General features: G+C 68.3%; 13 protein-coding genes. 6 read left to right on the top strand and 7 right to left on the bottom strand.

Annotated features, from left to right (window positions below; translation table 11 throughout):
* The first annotated feature begins 90 nt into the window (after nucleotides 1–90).
* A complete protein-coding gene (locus DAT37_RS13415; RefSeq protein ID WP_109525064.1) occupies nucleotides 91–330 on the top strand; it encodes a hypothetical protein in 240 nt (79 codons plus the stop codon).
* Between the two features lie 108 nt (nucleotides 331–438).
* Here DAT37_RS13415 and DAT37_RS13420 read toward each other — a convergent pair whose 3' ends face one another.
* Nucleotides 439–930: an inorganic diphosphatase gene (locus tag DAT37_RS13420; RefSeq protein WP_109525065.1), complete on the bottom strand. Its 492-nt coding sequence runs from the start codon at nucleotides 928–930 to the stop codon at nucleotides 439–441.
* 196 nt (nucleotides 931–1,126) lie between these two features.
* Here DAT37_RS13420 and dacB point away from each other — a divergent pair, with 196 nt between their 5' ends.
* The 4 genes from dacB to hpt all read left to right on the top strand — a co-directional run bounded on the left by dacB (nucleotide 1,127) and on the right by hpt (nucleotide 5,634).
* A complete protein-coding gene (dacB, locus tag DAT37_RS13425) occupies nucleotides 1,127–2,563 on the top strand; it encodes a D-alanyl-D-alanine carboxypeptidase/D-alanyl-D-alanine endopeptidase (RefSeq protein ID WP_109525591.1) in 1,437 nt (478 codons plus the stop codon).
* Between the two features lie 13 nt (nucleotides 2,564–2,576).
* Nucleotides 2,577–3,686, top strand: coding sequence for a zinc-dependent metalloprotease (locus DAT37_RS13430; RefSeq protein WP_109525066.1), 1,110 nt, complete (start codon nucleotides 2,577–2,579; stop codon nucleotides 3,684–3,686).
* 216 nt (nucleotides 3,687–3,902) lie between these two features.
* The gene (gene tilS / locus DAT37_RS13435) at nucleotides 3,903–4,994 is read left to right on the top strand and encodes a tRNA lysidine(34) synthetase TilS (RefSeq protein WP_109525067.1); all 1,092 of its coding nucleotides are present in this window, start codon (nucleotides 3,903–3,905) and stop codon (nucleotides 4,992–4,994) included.
* A gap of 79 nt (nucleotides 4,995–5,073) precedes the next feature.
* Nucleotides 5,074–5,634, top strand: a complete 561-nt coding sequence (gene hpt, locus DAT37_RS13440) for a hypoxanthine phosphoribosyltransferase (protein ID WP_109525068.1) — start codon at nucleotides 5,074–5,076, stop codon at nucleotides 5,632–5,634.
* A gap of 12 nt (nucleotides 5,635–5,646) precedes the next feature.
* Here hpt and DAT37_RS13445 read toward each other — a convergent pair whose 3' ends face one another.
* Genes DAT37_RS13445 through DAT37_RS13455 form a run of 3 tightly spaced genes read right to left on the bottom strand, consistent with a single transcriptional unit; the run spans nucleotide 5,647 to nucleotide 10,768 of the window.
* The gene (locus tag DAT37_RS13445; RefSeq protein ID WP_109525069.1) at nucleotides 5,647–6,354 is read right to left on the bottom strand and encodes a cyclase family protein; all 708 of its coding nucleotides are present in this window, start codon (nucleotides 6,352–6,354) and stop codon (nucleotides 5,647–5,649) included.
* Nucleotides 6,351–8,501, bottom strand: a complete 2,151-nt coding sequence (locus DAT37_RS13450) for a protein kinase domain-containing protein (RefSeq protein WP_232839727.1) — start codon at nucleotides 8,499–8,501, stop codon at nucleotides 6,351–6,353. The genes DAT37_RS13445 and DAT37_RS13450 overlap by 4 nt, the downstream gene beginning before the upstream one ends.
* Entirely contained in the window at nucleotides 8,498–10,768 is a 2,271-nt protein-coding gene (locus DAT37_RS13455; RefSeq protein ID WP_408637409.1) for a serine/threonine-protein kinase, read from the bottom strand. The genes DAT37_RS13450 and DAT37_RS13455 overlap by 4 nt, the downstream gene beginning before the upstream one ends.
* 705 nt (nucleotides 10,769–11,473) lie before the next feature.
* Between DAT37_RS13455 and DAT37_RS13460 the strand changes: the two genes are divergently transcribed.
* Entirely contained in the window at nucleotides 11,474–13,072 is a 1,599-nt protein-coding gene (locus DAT37_RS13460; protein ID WP_232839729.1) for an amidase, read from the top strand.
* 38 nt (nucleotides 13,073–13,110) lie between these two features.
* Here the strand turns inward: DAT37_RS13460 and DAT37_RS13465 are convergent, their stop codons facing one another.
* The 3 genes from DAT37_RS13465 to DAT37_RS13475 all read right to left on the bottom strand — a co-directional run bounded on the left by DAT37_RS13465 (nucleotide 13,111) and on the right by DAT37_RS13475 (nucleotide 16,872).
* Entirely contained in the window at nucleotides 13,111–13,989 is an 879-nt protein-coding gene (locus DAT37_RS13465; protein WP_109525071.1) for a LysR family transcriptional regulator, read from the bottom strand.
* A 454-nt stretch (nucleotides 13,990–14,443) separates the two neighbouring features.
* Nucleotides 14,444–15,283 carry an SDR family oxidoreductase gene (locus tag DAT37_RS13470; RefSeq protein ID WP_109525072.1) on the bottom strand — a complete coding sequence of 280 codons (840 nt, stop codon included), beginning with the start codon at nucleotides 15,281–15,283 and terminating at the stop codon, nucleotides 14,444–14,446.
* On the bottom strand, nucleotides 15,280–16,872 hold the full coding sequence (locus DAT37_RS13475; protein ID WP_109525073.1) for an aldehyde dehydrogenase family protein: 1,593 nt from the start codon (nucleotides 16,870–16,872) through the stop codon (nucleotides 15,280–15,282). Before DAT37_RS13475 ends, DAT37_RS13470 begins: the two co-directional genes overlap by 4 nt.
* Nucleotides 16,873–16,940: the final 68 nt, after the last annotated feature.

Genomic DNA, 16,940 nt, shown 5'->3' on the forward strand with positions numbered 1-16,940 from the left:
GGCTCGATGAACCCCTAGGGGTGGCTGTTGCGACGGCGTTGCGGACCTAACGTGAATCCCGTCGGAAAAACCACAACAGGGAGCAACCACATGCGCATCAAATCCTTCATCGCCGCCGGCCTGCTGGCTGTCGCTACCGTCGCCGGGGTGTCGACGGCAGCGTCCGCCTCCGCCGCGCCGCAGTACACCGCCGTGGACACCGGGTACTACTACGGCACCTACGCCACCCTGGCCGCGTGCAGCGCCGACGGCGCCTCGCCGAGCACCGGCGGCTACTACTGGGAGTGTGTCGAGACCTGGAGTGGGTACGACCTCTACATCTACTACTGATAGCCAGAGGAGGGACGTCCGGAATACCGGGTGGCTCTTTTCGACCGAGTACAACGAAAGCGGGAAGCCCGACCGGGCTTCCCGCTTCGTTGTCGTCACCGCCCGTTACTAGTGGGCGCCGTTCTCCTGCAACCGCTTGAAGGACGCCTCGATCTCGACCTCGGCCTCCGCGCGCCCTACCCACTCCGAGCCCTTCACGAATTTGCCGGGCTCCAGATCCTTGTAGCGCTCGAAGAAATGCTTGATCTCGGCCAGCTCGAACTCGGGCACGTCGGCCAGATCCTGGATATGGTTCCAGCGGGGGTCGCCCGCGGGCACGCACAGCACCTTGGCGTCGCCGCCCGCCTCGTCCTCCATCTTGTACATGGCGACGGGCCTGGCCTCGACGATCACGCCGGGGAACACCGATGTGGGCAGCAGGACCAGCGCGTCCAGCGGGTCACCGTCCTCACCCAGGGTGTTCTCGATGAAGCCGTAGTCGGCCGGGTAGACCATCGACGTGTAGAGGAAGCGATCGAGACGAACCCGGCCGGTTTCGTGATCGACTTCGTACTTGTTGCGGGAACCCTTGGGGATCTCGATGGTGACGTCGAACTCCACGCCATCTCCTTCTATGGTGCATTCGTTGGCTCGGCGGGCACGAATGCCGACTCGCCATGCTGTTCAGGGGAACGGTAGCGGTACGAGGATAGTGTGACCGGTGGGGCCGATACTTTGAAGGGCACGGGTGCGCCACGGCGGCGCGCGGCGGCGGAGTCAGGGAGACGGCGGGCCAGTGGGTGGTAGTCAACGCAATATCGGTGGATTGGCCGCCAGACGGCGGCGCAGGATCTGGATCGGACTCGGTCTCACCCTGATCGTCGTGCTCGGGCTCGCCACCGCCGGGCTGATCGTCGTGAAGCCGTGGACCCCCGAATTCCGCCACGGCGGACTGACCGTCGCCGCACCGCCCGCCCCGGTCACCGCGTCCCCGCAGATCGTCCCGGCTCCCGCGACGGCGCCCGCGCCGAGCCAGGCCGCGCTGGCCGCCGCGCTGGCCCCGGTGATCGGCAATCCCGACCTCGGCGCGTTCACCGGAATCGTCACCGACGCCGACACCGGAGCGACCGTGTGGAGTGCGGATCCGGGCAGACCGATGATCCCGTCGTCGACCGCCAAGATCCTCACCACGGCCGCCGCCCTGCTGGTGCTGCCGCCCGATCAGCGGGTCGTCACCAAGGTCGTCGCCGGATCGGCCCCGAACGAACTCGTGCTGGTCGGCGGCGGCGATCCGACGATCACCGCGCAGCCGGACGGCAAGGGCTACTACCCGAACAGCGCGCGGCTGTCGGATCTGGTCGACCAGATCCGGGCCGCCGGACGCCCCGTCGACACGATCGTCGTCGACACCTCGGCGTTCACCGGACCGACCATGGCCCAGGGCTGGGATCCGATCGACATCCCCGACGGGTCCATCGCGCCTATCGAGTCGGTGATGATCGACGGCGGCCGCGTCGATCCGCTGGTCGAGTATTCGCCGCGCACCGCCGACCCCGCCCTGGACGCGGGGCGCATGCTCGCCACCGAACTCGGGCTCGACCCCGGCCGGGTGCGGCTCGGATCGGCCGCGCCGGGAGCCGCCGAAGTGGCGAGTGTGCGTTCGGCGCCGCTGCGCGACCGACTGCGGGACATGATGGTCCACTCCGACAACGTCCTGGCCGAGACCATCGGCAGGGAGATCGCGGTCGCCACCGGTAACGCGCCCTCGTTCGCGGGGGCGGTCACCGCCATCGGCGCGACACTGGACAAGGCCGGATTCGATCGCGCGGGCGCGGTCATGCACGACAGCAGCGGTTTGTCGGTCGACGATCGGTTGCCCGCGCGACTGCTCGACACGGTGCTCGCCACCGCAGCCAGGGCCGAAGGCGAGAACGTCACCGTGCCGGGCGCGGTCGCGAAGCCCGAGACCGACACCCTGGCGGCGACACTGTCCCCGGTACTGGACGACCTGCCCGTCGCGGGCGCCACCGGTTCGCTGACCAGCCGCTATGTCGACCGGAACCGGGAGGGCGCCGGATGGGTCCGGGCCAAGACCGGAACTCTGTCCGTGGCCAGCGCGTTGGTCGGATATGTGCTCGACCGTGACGGCCGGGTGCTGACCTTCGCGCTGATGTCCAACGATCGGCCCCCCGAGGTGAGCAGGCCAGCCTTGGACGCCATCGCCGGGACGCTGCGCAACTGCGGATGCTCGTGACGGGTGGTTGACCATGTTCGAAGGCGCTGACAAATCAGTCGAGCCGAATTCCGCGGGTCCGGGCGAGGAACAGCGGCAGCGGCGCGGTTCCGGATTGACCGGCGCCGTCGACTGGCGGCTGGCCGCGCGCACCGGTGCGGCGGTGGTGCCGTCGGGGCCGCGCACCACGCGGCGCTCCGCCGAACAGGTCGTCCAGGAACTCGCCGAGGCGTCCATCCGGGCGGAGAGTCCGGTCCGCGAGGTCAGCGGACTGCTCGACGATCGACCGATCCCGTCGGCTCGGATCGTCGATCGGCGCGGATGGATCGACGCCGCCGCCGACTCGATGGCGACGCTGACCGGCACCGGCGTCACCGGCGGCGGACTGCTGACCGGTAAACCCGCCGGTGTGCAGGCGGGCGCGATGCTGGCCTTCCTTTCCACCGCGATTCTCGGACAATACGATCCGTTCACCGGCGAGGACGGCACCCTGCTGCTCGTCGCCCCGAATATCGTGGCGGTGGAACGCGCGCTCGGCGTCTCACCGAGTGATTTCCGATTCTGGGTGTGCCTGCACGAGGTGACCCACCGGGTCCAGTTCTCCTCCGCGCCCTGGCTGGCCGATTACATGCGCGCCAATGTCGACATCCTCGGCGCGGTGGGCGAGGAACCGATGGCCGAAGTGCTGTCGCGGCTGCTCGACGAGTTGCGCGAGCGCCGCCGCGGCACCGTCCCCGACGATCCCGCCGCACGGGGCATCGTCGGCCTGCTGCGCGCCACCCAGGCCCCCGCGCAGCGCGAGGCGCTCGACCGGCTGCTCGTACTCGGCACCCTGCTCGAAGGTCACGCGGACCACGTGATGGATGCCGTCGGGCCCGCCGTGGTCCCGACCGTGAGCCAGATCCGCGCCGCCTTCGACAAACGCCGCACCCGCCCGACCAATCCGCTGCAACGCCTGTTGCGCGCCCTGCTCGGCGTCGACGCGAAGGTCGCCCAGTACGTGCGCGGTAAGGCGTTCGTCGATCACGTGGTCGACCGGGTGGGTATGCAGCAGTTCAACACGATCTGGACCGACGGTGACACCTTGCCGCGGCCGGAGGAGATCGAGGACGGGGATCGCTGGATCGCCCGCGTTCTCGGGTAGTCGGCGGGCGAGGTCGACCTGCCGGGGTGCACCCCGCGATCGTCGGATCGCCCGGGTGGAGCCTCGTTGTATCGGGCGGGACCGCGCGACAGGCACCGGCGCGGACCACCGCCGGTTGTCTCGGAGCCGGGGCGGACGTGGTGGAGGTCGATTCCGCGCCGGGTATCGCCCGCGCATCCGTGGTCGGCGGTGTGGCCCGGTCGGTACTCTCCCGGTATGGGTCCTGCGGTGGGAGTGACGCCGCCCGATTCGGGTGGTTCCGGTGCGAGTCGCCCCTCGCCGCGCAGGTTGCCCGAGACCGCCGCGGTACTCGAGGTGCGCAGGGCGGTCAGGGTCTGGTTGCGGACGTTCTCCGACGACAGCGCGTACCGCAGCACGGGTGTGGCGGTCGCGCTCTCGGGCGGGGCCGATTCACTGGCGTTGACCGCCGCCACGGTGATCGAGGCGGACGAGGTCGACGCGCTGATCGTCGACCACCGCCTGCAAGCGGGGTCGGACGAGGTCGCGGCCCGCGCGGCGTCGGCGGCGCTGGACCTCGGCTGCCGGACGGCGCGGGTGCTACCGGTCGATGTGGGCGTCGACGGTGGTTTGGAGGCGGCGGCCAGGCGTGCCAGATACGCGGCCCTCGATCTCGCCCGCGAGGGCCGTCCCGTGCTGCTCGGCCACACCATCGACGACCAGGCCGAAACGGTGCTGCTCGGACTCGCGCGTGGATCGGGCGGTCGGTCCATCCAGGGAATGGCCGCCAACGCCGCACCGTGGGGTCGCCCCCTCCTCGGGGTGCGCAGGGCTGTGACCAGGCAATTGTGTGCCGATCTCGGAATGGTCCCGTACGAGGACCCGCACAATTCTGCACCGGAGTTCACCCGGGTTCGGCTGCGCACCGACGTGTTGCCACTGCTGGAGGAGGTGCTCGGCGGGGGAGTCGCCGCGGCGTTGGCCCGTACGGCCGACCAGTTGCGCGCGGACGGCACCGTCCTCGACGCGCTAGCGGAGCAGTTGCTGGAGTCGGCGCGGGGTCACGAGCGAGCCCCGCGCGCCGGTTCGATCGTGGACGCGGTCGGTGATGGGTCCACCCTGTCGGTCGAGACCCTCGCCACTGCCCCCGAGGCGCTGCGCCGCCGGGCCATTCGGTTCTGGCTCCTGGACGGCGGTGCGAAAGCCCTGACCGAGAAACATTTGCGGGCGGTCGACGCACTGGTCACGGCGTGGCGGGGACAGGGCGGGGTCGCGGTCGGCGGCGGGTCGCCCGGGACGAGGTTGGTTGCCGCGCGGGAACGTGGCAGGCTGACACTGCGCGGACTCTGAATTTTTTCGCGCAGTGACTGATGCCGGATCGGGATCGACATCCTCGGTGCCGACCAACCACGGAAGGACACCAACCTACGTGTACGGGGACGACATTGCGTCGGTGCTGATCACCGAGGAACAGATCGCGGCCAAGACGCAGGAACTGGCCGAACTGATCGCCAAACGCTATCCGGTCGGTGCCCCCGAGGGTGACCTGCTGCTGGTGGGAGTGCTCAAGGGCGCGATCTTCTTCATGACCGATCTGGCGAAGGCCCTGTCCATCCCGACCCAGATGGAATTCATGGCCGTCTCCTCCTACGGTTCGTCCACCTCGTCCTCGGGCGTGGTGCGGATCATGAAGGACCTGGACAAGGACATCGCGGGCCGCAACGTCCTGATCGTCGAGGACATCATCGACTCCGGCCTGACGCTGTCCTGGCTCAAGCGCAACCTCTCCACCCGCAACCCGGCCTCCCTCGAGGTGGTCACGTTGCTACGCAAACCCGACGCCCTACGCACCCCCGTCGAGGTGGCCCACGTCGGCTTCGACATCCCCAACGATTTCGTCGTCGGCTACGGCCTCGACTACGCCGAGCGCTACCGCGACCTCCCCTACATCGGCACCCTCGACCCGAAGGTCTACGGCGGCGGAGCCTGAGCGGTTCCGCGTTCAGGGGAGTAGGGCGAAGATGGTGGCGGGGGAGCCGGAGGCGGCTCGGTAGAGGGGGCCGCCGACGAGGATCCAGGCGCCGGTGTGGGGGAGTTCGGCGAGGTTCGCCATGCATTCGAGGCTGATGCGGTGGTCGCGGTAGAGCAGGCGGGAGGCGGCGTAGGTGTCGTCGGTTCCCACGTCGGGGCCGAAGGTGTCGGTGCCGAGTGCGCCGCGGCGGCCGAGTCGGCCGGTGCGCAGCAGCCATTCGACGGTATCCACGGCGAAACCCGGTTGGTGTCCGGCGGATTCGCCGGTGCCGAGGAAATCGGGGGTGCCCCATTTCGCATCCCAGCCGGTCCAGGCGACGATCGCCGCGCCGTCCGGGATTCGACCGTGGCGCGATTCCCAGTCGCGCAGGTCGGCGACGGTGACGGCGTAGTCGCGGTCGGCGGCGCATTGCGCGCGCAGGTCGATCTTCACCGCGGGCAGCAACAGATCCTCCACCTCGAGTTCGTCGGCGGCGAGCCCGTCGGGATCGAAGTGGATCGGTGCGCCCCAATGGGTTCCGGTGTGCTCGCCCTGGTGGATCGCGCGCAGGTAGTAGCCGTCCTTCGCGATCGTCGCGACCGTGTCGAGGCGGAATTCGGGATCGCCGGGAAACAGCGGTGTCGTCGCCGGATCGTGGATGTGCGACAGGTTCACGAGCCGTCCGAACGGGCGGTTCACACCGTGCCTACCGGTGTCGCGGGAACCTGGACACCCTCGAGCGCTCGCAGATCGTTCTCCATCGCCCGGAACAGTAGATAGATGCCCGAGAACGCGATCACGCTGCCGATCGCCAGAATTCGCAGTTCGACGATGATCGTCTCGAGATCCGCCTGGGTGAGCAGGGTCGCGCCCGCGACCGTGATCAGCGGTATGGACGCGGCGACGAGCAGCCAGATCCCGCACCGGCGGCGCAATTTGCGCAGGCGGACGGCGTCCTCCTCGTCGATCTCCCCCTGGCTCAGGAACATCGGGTAGATACATCGCACGACGTAGAAGTTCACCAGGAAGAACGGATACACCAGCGCGATCGCGCCGCAGATCGCGTGCGAGACGACGAATTGCGTGTAGTCGTACGCGGTGATGGCGTCGGAGGTGCCGCGGATGACGATCGGGAACGAGGTGCCAGACAGCATCCACATCGTGAAGATCACCAGGATCGCTCGGTCGCCGAACAGGATGGTGTCGGTACGGGCGCGGCGCAGTGTTTCGGCGGAAAAGCGCCCGCCCCTGCGTAATCCGTGCGGGACGAAGATGAGGTGCCGGGACATGTAGACGAGAACGACCGCGCCGAGACCGAATCCGACGGTGTTGACGATCGCCGCGCCGAAATCGAGTTTGCGAGCCGCCTCGTCGGTCAGCTGGGGAACGACGAGAAGTCGCGTGTAGTCGATGTTGTAGATCGACGCGAGCATATTCGGAATCAGGATGGCGAGGGTGATGAGCGGAATCCGCCACCGGCGCAACCGCAGGCGCAGTCCGTGCTCCGGCGGATCGACCAGGTCGCGGGCGCGGGCGTCGAGGCACAGATCCAACTGCTTGGCCAGCACCTCCCCGTTCGACCAGCGTCGATGCGGGTCCGGCTCCAGACAGGTGAGCAGGATGCGCCGCAGCGCGGGCGGGCAATCCGCGGGTAGTCGCGACAGCGCGTCGGCGGGTACGCCGTCGCGGCGCTGTCGCAGTGCCGCACGGGTATCCGTGGTCTCGGCGAACGGGGTCGCGCCGGTGAGCAGTTCCCACAGCAGGATTCCGAGGGAGTAGATCGCCCCGCGCTGATCCGCCACGGCGGTGTCCGCGGTCGCGAGATCCTCCGGCGACCGATAGGGCAGTGCGTTCTCGCGCTTCTCGCCGATATCGGAGAAGTCTCCGAATTTCGGCTCGCCCTCCGCGGTGAACAGCACGTCGCCCGGTGTGATGACGCCGTATCGCACACCGTGCCGATCGGCGTAGTCGAGTGCGTCGGCGAGCCGTCTGCCGAGCCAAGCCACCGTCTCCGGCCAGCTCAGCGCCGAGATCTCCTCCCGCACACGCGAATCCGATGTGCGGATCTCGCCCCTGGTCTCCATCGCCCGGTCGACCGCGCGGAGAAGTACCGCGCCGCCGTCGGATTCGCGATCGCCGCGCAGTTGTTCGAGGACATCCTTCGCCGTGCCGCCCGGCAGGTATTGCATGTAGACGAGCCGCCCGAAACCCGCCTCGGCGTCGAATCTCAGTGATTTGTGGTCGAAGACGCGGATGATGTGCGGATGGTCCAACCGCGCCACGGGTTGCGGTTCACCGCCGCCGGTGGTCGACAACCGGACCGCGACGAGTCGTTGCATGGATATCTGCCTGGCCAGGAAGACCCGCCCGGACGCGCCGGTGCCGAGATCGGTGAGCAGGTCGAAATCGTCTATGCGCCTGCCCGGGGTGATCTCGGCGGGCAGGCTGTCCAGGGCCAGCGCGTTGGTGTCGATCCGTTCGGCTTCGGCCGCGAGCCGCTCGCGTGCCGAGTCGGCCAGTTCCGGATATTCGGCGAGGAAATCCTCCAGCGGCAGCGGGCCCTGGGCGCGCCTGGTCGCGAATTCCTCGCACACCAATTCGACCAGCGCGGGGCTCTGCGTGACCTCGGGGAATTCCGCGCGGTATTCCGATATCCGCTTGGCCGGTCCGGCCCCGTCCCAGCGGTGACGCAGGTCGATGCGGACCAGTTCGGTGAGCACGCCGAGGCGCGCGGTGCCCTCGTCGGGGACGTAGTCGGCGAGTCGCGGCACCGAGCGGTCGCCGTGCTGGGAACGCCGCCAGTCCGCGGTGAACCGAGCGACGGAATCGGCCCAGTGCACCGTCACCTGGGCGACTCCACGGGCGTGCTCGGTGATGTCCGGATGGTCCGTACGGGCCGCAGAACCCGTCGGAGCCGGGACGCGCGAGCGCGCTGGGGCCCGTCCCGTCGCACCTCGCGCTCCCCGCCGCCCGGGGCGACGACCCGTTCCAGCGCGCGCAGATCCGCTTCCAGGGCGCGGAACAGCAGATAGGAGCCGACGAAGGCGATGATGCCGCCCGCGCACAGCACCCGCACCGCGACGATCACCTCGGGGATATCGCCGGCCGGCAGGAATGTCACCCCGACCACGGCGAGCAGCGGCACCGAGGCCGCGATGGCGAGATAGCCGTTGCAGCGGCGGTCGAGGCCGCGCAGCCAAACCGCGTCCTCGGCGCTGATCTCGCCGTGACGCAGGAAGATCGGGTAGATGCACCGCACGATGTAGAACGTCGCCAGGAAGAACGGGTACGAGGCCGCGATCGCGCCGCAGACGAAGATCGAGGCGAGGAAGTGCACGACCGATCGCGCGGTGATCTCGCCGGTCGCGACCTGGAGGGCGATCGGGAATATCAGGCCCGACAGCATCCACAGCGCGAACGCGATCGCCACGGCTCGCTCGCCGAGCAGCAGCGAATCGGCTCTGGCACGACGCAGGATCTGCGGGTCGTACCGCCGCCCTCGGCGCAACCCGCGCGGCACCGTCAGGACATATCTCGACAGGTAGACCACGAGCAGCATGCCCATCGGGAAGAACACCGAATTGACCACGCCGGTGATGATCAGGAAGGTGCGCTGGGCCTCCTCGGTCATCCTGTCGACGATCAGATGCTGGTTGTGCTGGATGTTGTACAACGAGGCGAGGGCGTTCGGCACGCCGATGGCGAGCACGAGGATCGGGACCATCCACCGCCGCAGCCGCAGTCGCCAGCTGCCCGGCGGTGGGTCGACCAGATCGCGGGCCCGCGGATCCAGACACAGTTCGAGCTGTTTGGCCAGGGTCGCGCCGTTGTCCCAGCGCCCGGACCGGTCCGGTGCGAGACACGTCAGCAGTACGCGGCGCAACGCGGCCGGGCAGTCGGGGGGAAGCCGTTGCAAGGCCGCCTCGTCCACGCCACCGCTGCGGCGTTCCAGCATCGCCTCGAGGGTGGTGTCGTCACCGTGCGCGTTCGCGCCCGCGGTGGAGTCGTCGAAGGGTTTCGCGCCGGTCAGCAATTCCCACAGCACCACGCCCAGTGAGTAGATGTCGGCGCGGGTGTCCAGATCCGCCGCGCTGCGCTCGCGGCCGGGATGACAGGCCTCCAACTGCTCCGGCGACATGTAGGCCAGTGAGCCGCCGAAATAAGCCACCGGACTCGTGCCTTCGACATTGCGGCTGAAACTGATGTTGAAATCGGCCAGTTTCGGCACGCCCTCCGCGGTGAGCAGCACATTGGCCGGTTTCACGTCGCGGTGCAGCACGCCGTGGTCCGAGGCGTAGTCCAGGGCCTCGGCCAGGCGGCGGCCGAGCCAGGCGACCGTCTCCGGCCAGCTCAGCGCCGCGATCTCGGCGCGCAGACTGGAATCGGTCGGGCGGATCTCGCCCTTCTCCTCCATCGCCGCGTCCACCGCGTCGAGCAGCAGCCTGCCGCTGCGTTCCTCCTGCGGGGTCGCCCGCACCCAGCGCAATACGCTGAGCAGCGTGCCGCCGGGCAGGAACTGCATGTAGAGCAGCCGGAGCCGACGTGAACCGCCCGCGAGTTCGTCGCCGGTGTCGAGTAGACGCTGGTCGAAGACCCGCACGATGTAGTCGTGGTCGAGTTGGGCCAGGGTCTGCGGTTCGGTGCCGTGATCGGCCGAGATCTTCACCGCGACCAGCCGTTGCAGCGAACGCTGCCGCGCCAGGAAGACACGGGCGAACGCGCCGCTGCCGAGTCCGGTGAGCAGATCGAAATCATCGATGCGCTGGCCGATTTCGATGCGATCGAGAACACCGAAGAGTCCGGGCTCGTGGCCCGCCGTCGTGCCGATCGCGGTGGCCGTCCCGGTGGCGTCGGTCGGGTCCGTCGCATCGGCGGCCATGGTTTCGGCGGCCATGGTTTCGGTGGCGTCGGTTTCGGTGGCGTCGGTTTCGGTGGCGTCGGTTTCGGTGGCGTCCGTCTGGGTGGCGTCCGCGGTTCGATTCACCTCGGTACCACGAGAGACGGGGGCGGTTCGGTTCAGGTCGGATTCCCGCGCGGCCACGGTGGGGACCGACGCGGTGCGGGTGACGTCGTCGTCCGCGTCCGGCGTGTCGACGCGCGTCGAGTCCTCCATGGCGGCGCGATGGGTGCTCTGGTCCAGGTCGTCGGTGTTGAGCAGACCTCGGAGTTCGGCGGCCTGTCCGGGATATTCGCGAAGGCATTCGCGCGGGTCGACTCGCTCACCGCTGTGCCGACGGACGACGAATTCCTCGTAGACGAGTCCGGGGGGAATGCTGTCGCGATCGAGTTCTGGAAATTCCGCGCAGTATTCGCTGAGCCTTTTGCGTCGCACGTCGCGTTCGGATTCCGCGGAACCGGTCCTGGTGCCGGGTCGCCGGAGCCAGCGGTGGCGCAGATCGACGCGAATCAGCTCGACCAGGGCTTCCCTGCGCAGGGTCGCGGCATCGGGCAGAAATTCGGCGATCTCGGGCAGCTGGGACATGGTGTTCCCGGTCGCCGCGGCGCGCGCGGCGGATTCCCAGGCCGCGGCGAATGCCTCCACGGCACTCGACTCGGTTCGTGTCACGGCTCCACGGCCACCGGTTCCACCCTCGGAACCCATGTCCGGACCGGAAAAACTATCGGACTCGGCACTCATTCTCGGACCTTGCGGCTGGGCGGATGTTCGGGAATTCCGCGCTGATCGGTCGGTGGCCGCTGCGGAAATTTCCGCAACACCCGACGCCATCATCCCCCGAGCAGTATTCGGAATGATACTTTGCGGCGCGAGAGCAGATCACCCGAATTCGACAACGAAGCGACGGGGGCGAATCAGCACATGTCTTACACGGCGCGCACGACGAGCGCGAAAACAGCAGCCGAACACGATCGCGACGAGGCAGGCGAGATCCTCCGCTCCACCGGCACGGCCGGGACCACGGGTACGGACACGACAGCCGATCGCGATCACGGGAGCCTCGACGAGATGCGGCGACCGGGTAACGCGGCGAGCAAGCAGACAGTATCGGACCGCGAATCGAGGGCGCTCACCGGGGTGGCCCCCATCACAGTGGACGCCGCGAAATCGGCTCCGCGCGCGGTGCACGCGCTCGACGTCCGCACCGCGACGGCGGTCGCCGCGCACGTGCGCGAGGGCACGCTCACCCCGACCGACGCGGTCGAAGCGGCACTGGCCAGGATCACCGCCGAGAATTCGAAAACCAACGCGCTCACGCTCATTCGCGCGGACGCGGCGTGCGCCGAGGCGGCGGCGGTCGAGCAACGCGACGATCTGGACGTGCTGCCGCTGGCGGGGGTTCCCGTCGCGGTCGAGCACGGCCTTCCGGTCACCGGCGTGACGATGTCGCGCGGCTCCGAGGCCACCGACCGCTCGCCCGCCACCGCCGATCACCCCGTGGTGCGCCGGTTGCGCGCGGCGGGCGCGGTGGTCGTCGGGACGAGCGCGATCTCCGAGATGGGTTTGTGGCCGATGTCGGACGACGCCGATTCGGCGACCCGCAATCCGTGGAATCTGGAGCGCGGAGCGGGCGGGGCCGCCGCGGCGGTGGCCGCGGGCCTGGTTCCGGTGGCGCACGGTATCGATGGCACGGGGTCGGTGCGCATCGCCGCGGCGTGCTGCGGAGTCTTCGGTTTCAAGCCGGGCAGGTACACCGTTCCGGCCGATATCGGCGTCGACGGCTGGGGTGGTCTGGCCGAAAACGGTGTCCTCGCAACGACGGTCGACGACGCGGCGTTGATGCTGTCGGTGATGGCTGGCAGGCCCGATCTGGCCGAGCCGGACACACCGGGGCGACTACGTATCGGTCTGGCACTCGCCCCGCCGCACCGTTTCTTCCGGGTCGACAGGCAGTGGGCGCAAGCGGCCCGGTCCGCGGCCGAAACCGCCGAACGAGCCGGGCATATCGTCGACACGGTCACCGTGCCCTACGGGGCCGCTCTACCGGCGGTACTCCTACGGTGGCTCACCGCGGAACTACCCGGCGTCGAACGACTACCGCGACCCGAACGACTACAGCCAAGAACTCGGCGTCATCTCGCATTCGGCAGGTTGGTAGACCGCCTGCGGCTCGTCCGCCCCGCGCAGATCGATCGGATCGAAGCGCGATTACTGGAACTGTTCGACAACTACGACGTCGTGATCACCCCGACGCTCGCGGCCCCGCCGCCCCGCGCACGCATTCGCGGAGCCCGCGGCTGGCTCGCCAACATTCTCACCGCCGCCCGCCTTTCCCCCTTCACCCCCGTGTGGAATCTGGTCGGCTGGCCCGCGGCATCCATCCCGATGGGCACCCATTCCCGCACGAACACCCCGGTCGCCGCCCAACTCGCCGGCCCGCCCGGCAGTGAATCCACCCTGCTCGGCCTCGCGGCCCAATTGGAACAACATCGCCCGTGGCGGCGCATCGCCGTTCGATGAAACCCACTGGCGATGCTATCGGTGGGTGGCGGCCTCGGTCAGTGCGATGAGGTCGCGCTGAAACCGCCGTCGACGGCGCGGCCGGCGAATTCGAGAATGGTCGGGCGGGAGTCGTCGGCGCGCCATGCCACCGCGAGTTCGCACGGCGCGAGTCCGTTGACCGGACGTGCGGTGAGTCCGGGCCAGCGGTACATCGGCACATTGTTCTCGGCCAGCAGGCAGATGCCGAGTCCGAGGCTGACGGCCTCCAGTTTGTCTTCCGGGGTCGCGGCCTCCGCGCCGATCTTGGCCTGACGCCCGTTCCTGGCGTCGTTGCCGAGCCAGAAGTCACGTACCGCACCGGCTTCGGAGGGCAGCGCGATGAACGGCTCATCGAGCAGATCGGTGAATTCGATGGTCTCGTTGTCGGCCAGCGCGTGATTCTCCGGTAGCAACACCCAGCGTGGTTCGGTGCGCAGCACCTGCCAGCGGTAGCGGTTCGGGTCGGGCAGCGGGAGCCACACCAGCGCGAGATCGGCCTGCCGTCCGCCGAGGCCGCTCGACGCGTCGGTCCACGACGCGGCGTGCAGGGCGAGGCGATGTCCGCTCGCGCTCTCGAGATCGTTGAGCAGGCCGCGTCCGAGCGCGGACTGGATGCCGACGCGCAGCACTTCACCCGCCTCCTGCAGGGAGACGTTGGTGACCTCCCAGAGTTCGAGGATCTTGCGCGCGCCTTCGAGCAGTTCTTTACCCGCCACGGTCAGCGCGACGCTGCGCTGGTTGCGGTCGAACAGGACCACGTCGAGCTGACGTTCGAGCTGGCGAATCTGGCGCGACAGAGTGGGTTGAGCGATGTGCAGCCGCTGGGCGGCGTTGGTGAAATGCAGTTCCTCAGCGACAGCGACGAAATACCGCAGGTCGCGCAAGTGCGGGTCCATAGCCCCTTGCTATCAGAATTAGTCGGGAATTTCTAGCCTTATCAAGCCAAAAAGTCGGAATACAGCCACAGAAACCGTCGATAGGTTTGTTAGGGACAGCATATTGCTTGTCATGATCATGTGCACGCTCCAGCGAGCGAATCTCGAGCAGACTCGAAAAAGATGGCACGACCTATCAATGCTGGACGTATGACCAGGGGAAATGGTCCAACGTTCATCGGTCGCGCGCGGGAGGTCCGGCCGGTCGATCCGTAGCGGTGAATCGGCAGGAATCATTCGTCGGTTCCCGCCGGGATCCGCAGAATTCAACCATGTGATGTTGGTCACAAATTGGTTTGTAGACCGGCTCGGCGGAGGCTTCGGCACACCGGGCGCACGACGACAACGGACCCGCGCACGCGAAAACGGGGCGCCGGGGAAGTACCCCGGCGCCCCGTCTCGCGGTGCGGAAAGATCAGACGCTGCGCGCCCGGTCCTCGTAGGCCTTGCGCCGCTCGGCGTCCACATCGTCGAGGAAAGCGTGACCCGACCCCAGCGCGCGGCCGAGACTGTCGCCGACCGCTTCCGGCAGGAATCCCACGAACCGCGAAATGGCCCCGGCCACCGCGGTCACCCTGACCTTCGACTTGGGCGCGGCGATCAGTCCGACGATGGCGTCGGCGATCTCCTCCGGCTCGGCCGGACGCAACAGCTTCGGCGGCGTGACGCCCGAACCGAGTTCGGTATTGGTCAGCGTCGGCAGCACCGAGGAGAAGTGCACGCCCGACCCCCGGTACTCCTCGCGCAGGGTGTCGGTGAACCCGAGCACCGCGTGTTTGCTGGCGTTGTAGGTGGCCAGACCCGGAATGTGGGTCTCGCCCGCGAGCGACGCGATATTGACGATATGGCCGGTCTTACGCGGCAGCATCCGGGCCAGCCCCAGTTTGGAGCCGAGGATCACGCCGTAGACGTTGATATCGAGAATGCGGCGGGTGACCTGATCGGGTTCGTCGACGAGTCGGCCGGTCGGCATGATGCCCGCGTTGTTGATCAGCACGTCGATCGGGCCGACCGTGCGTTCGACCTCGTCCAGGAAACTCTCGAACGACGCAGAATCGGTGACATCGAGCTTCCCGTACAGCTCGAAATCGCGCGCGGTGCCGGATTCCTTGACGGTGGTCTCGTCGATATCGCCGATGGCGATCTTCGCGCCGAGCGCCTGCAACGCGGTCGCGGTGGCGAGTCCGATACCGCGGGCACCACCGGTGATGACGATGACCTTGCCGCGTACCGCGGCGCGGAACTTGTCGCTCATTTGCTGTCCCCTCGGAGTTTGAGCAGTGCGGGCAGGTCGACGCGACGTAGGCCGCGCGCCCCCGCCGCGCGCATGGCGCCGAGGGCCATCAGCAGATTCGACGACTTGTACGGGTACCAGAACAGTTCCTTGCCCTGGGTCGGCAGGATCGGCTTGGTGATGGCCTGCGCACGGCAGTACTTGCGGACACCGTTCGCGCCGCCCCAGCGCGCGCCGACCCCGGACAGACCCCAGCCGCCCATCGGCAGCGCGTAACTGAACAGGTTGGCGAACACATCGTTGATGTTCACCGCACCCGCGTTCAGTTGCCGTGCCACCCGCTCGCCGCGATCCTTGTCCCCGGTCCAGACCGACGCCGAGAGGCCATATACGGAATCGTTGGCCAGCCGGATGGCTTCGGCCTCGTCGGCGACCTTCATCACCGGCAGCGTCGGGCCGAAGGTCTCCTCGGCGACGCAGGACATGCTGTGATCGACGTCGATGAGCACCGTCGGCTCGAAGAAGGTGCCCTGCCCGGTCCTCTTGCCGCCGGTGAGCACGGTCGCGCCCGCGGCGACGGCCTCGTCCACGTGCCGTTGCACGATGCTCACCTGGTTCTCGTTGGCCAGGGCGCCCACGTCGTGGTTCAGGTCGCGTCCGTCGATGCCCTGGCGCAGCGCCTTGACGTTCGCGGTGAGTTTGGCGACGAATTCGTCGTAGACCGGTGCTTCGACGTAGACCCGCTCGACCGAGATGCACACCTGACCGGCGTTGAACATGCCGCCGAAGGCGATGCCGTGCGCGGCCCGATCGATATCGGCGTCGGCCAGTACGATCGCCGGATCCTTACCGCCCAGTTCCAGGCTGTAGGGAATCATCCGCTCGACACAGGCCGCGGCGATCTTGCGTCCGGTCGCGGTGGACCCGGTGAACTGGATGTAGTCGGCCTCGGCGACGACGCCGGCGCCCGTGGCCCCGGCGCCGGTGACGACCGCGAAAACCGGCGGCGCGCCGATTTCGGCCCAGCCCCTTGCCAATTCGAGTGCCGACAGCGGCGTCACCTCGGACGGTTTGAGGATGACCGCGGCGCCCGCGGCCAACGCCGGGATGACGTCCATGATCGGCATCGCCAGCGGGAAATTCCACGGCGTGATCACGCCGACGACCTGGTACGGCCGGTAGACCGTCGTCAACCTCTTGACCCGGGCCAGCGGGCTGTGCGGCGACGGGTGGTCGTCGGCGAGGAATTTCGCCGCGCGCCGGGCGTAATACCCGATGAGGTCGCCGCCGAAGGCGGGATCGATCAGGGCGTCCGCGCGGGGTTTGGAGGTCTCCGATTGCAGGACGTCGGCCAGATGCTCGGTGTTGTCGATCAGCCAGTCCTGGAGCTTGAGCAACCATTCCTTACGGCCGTCGGGGCCGATGGCTTCCCATTCCGGCTGGTACAGACGCAACTCGCGGACCTGCGCCGCGACCTCGCTCGCGCTCTGGTCCGGCACGGTGCCGACGATCTCGCCGGTGCCGGGATTGCGTACCTCGATGACGGCGGGCCCGGTGCCCTCCGCTGCCGCCTTCCCGTTGGTGGCCTTGGGCCGCTCGGTATTGGTCACTGCTGTTCTCCCACTGACGTTGTGCGCAACCACGCGGAAACTGATCACTGTGAATCAGCTCACTGTCT

It is taken from the genome of Nocardia aurea, from assembly GCF_003123685.1.
Lineage (GTDB): Bacteria > Actinomycetota > Actinomycetes > Mycobacteriales > Mycobacteriaceae > Nocardia > Nocardia aurea.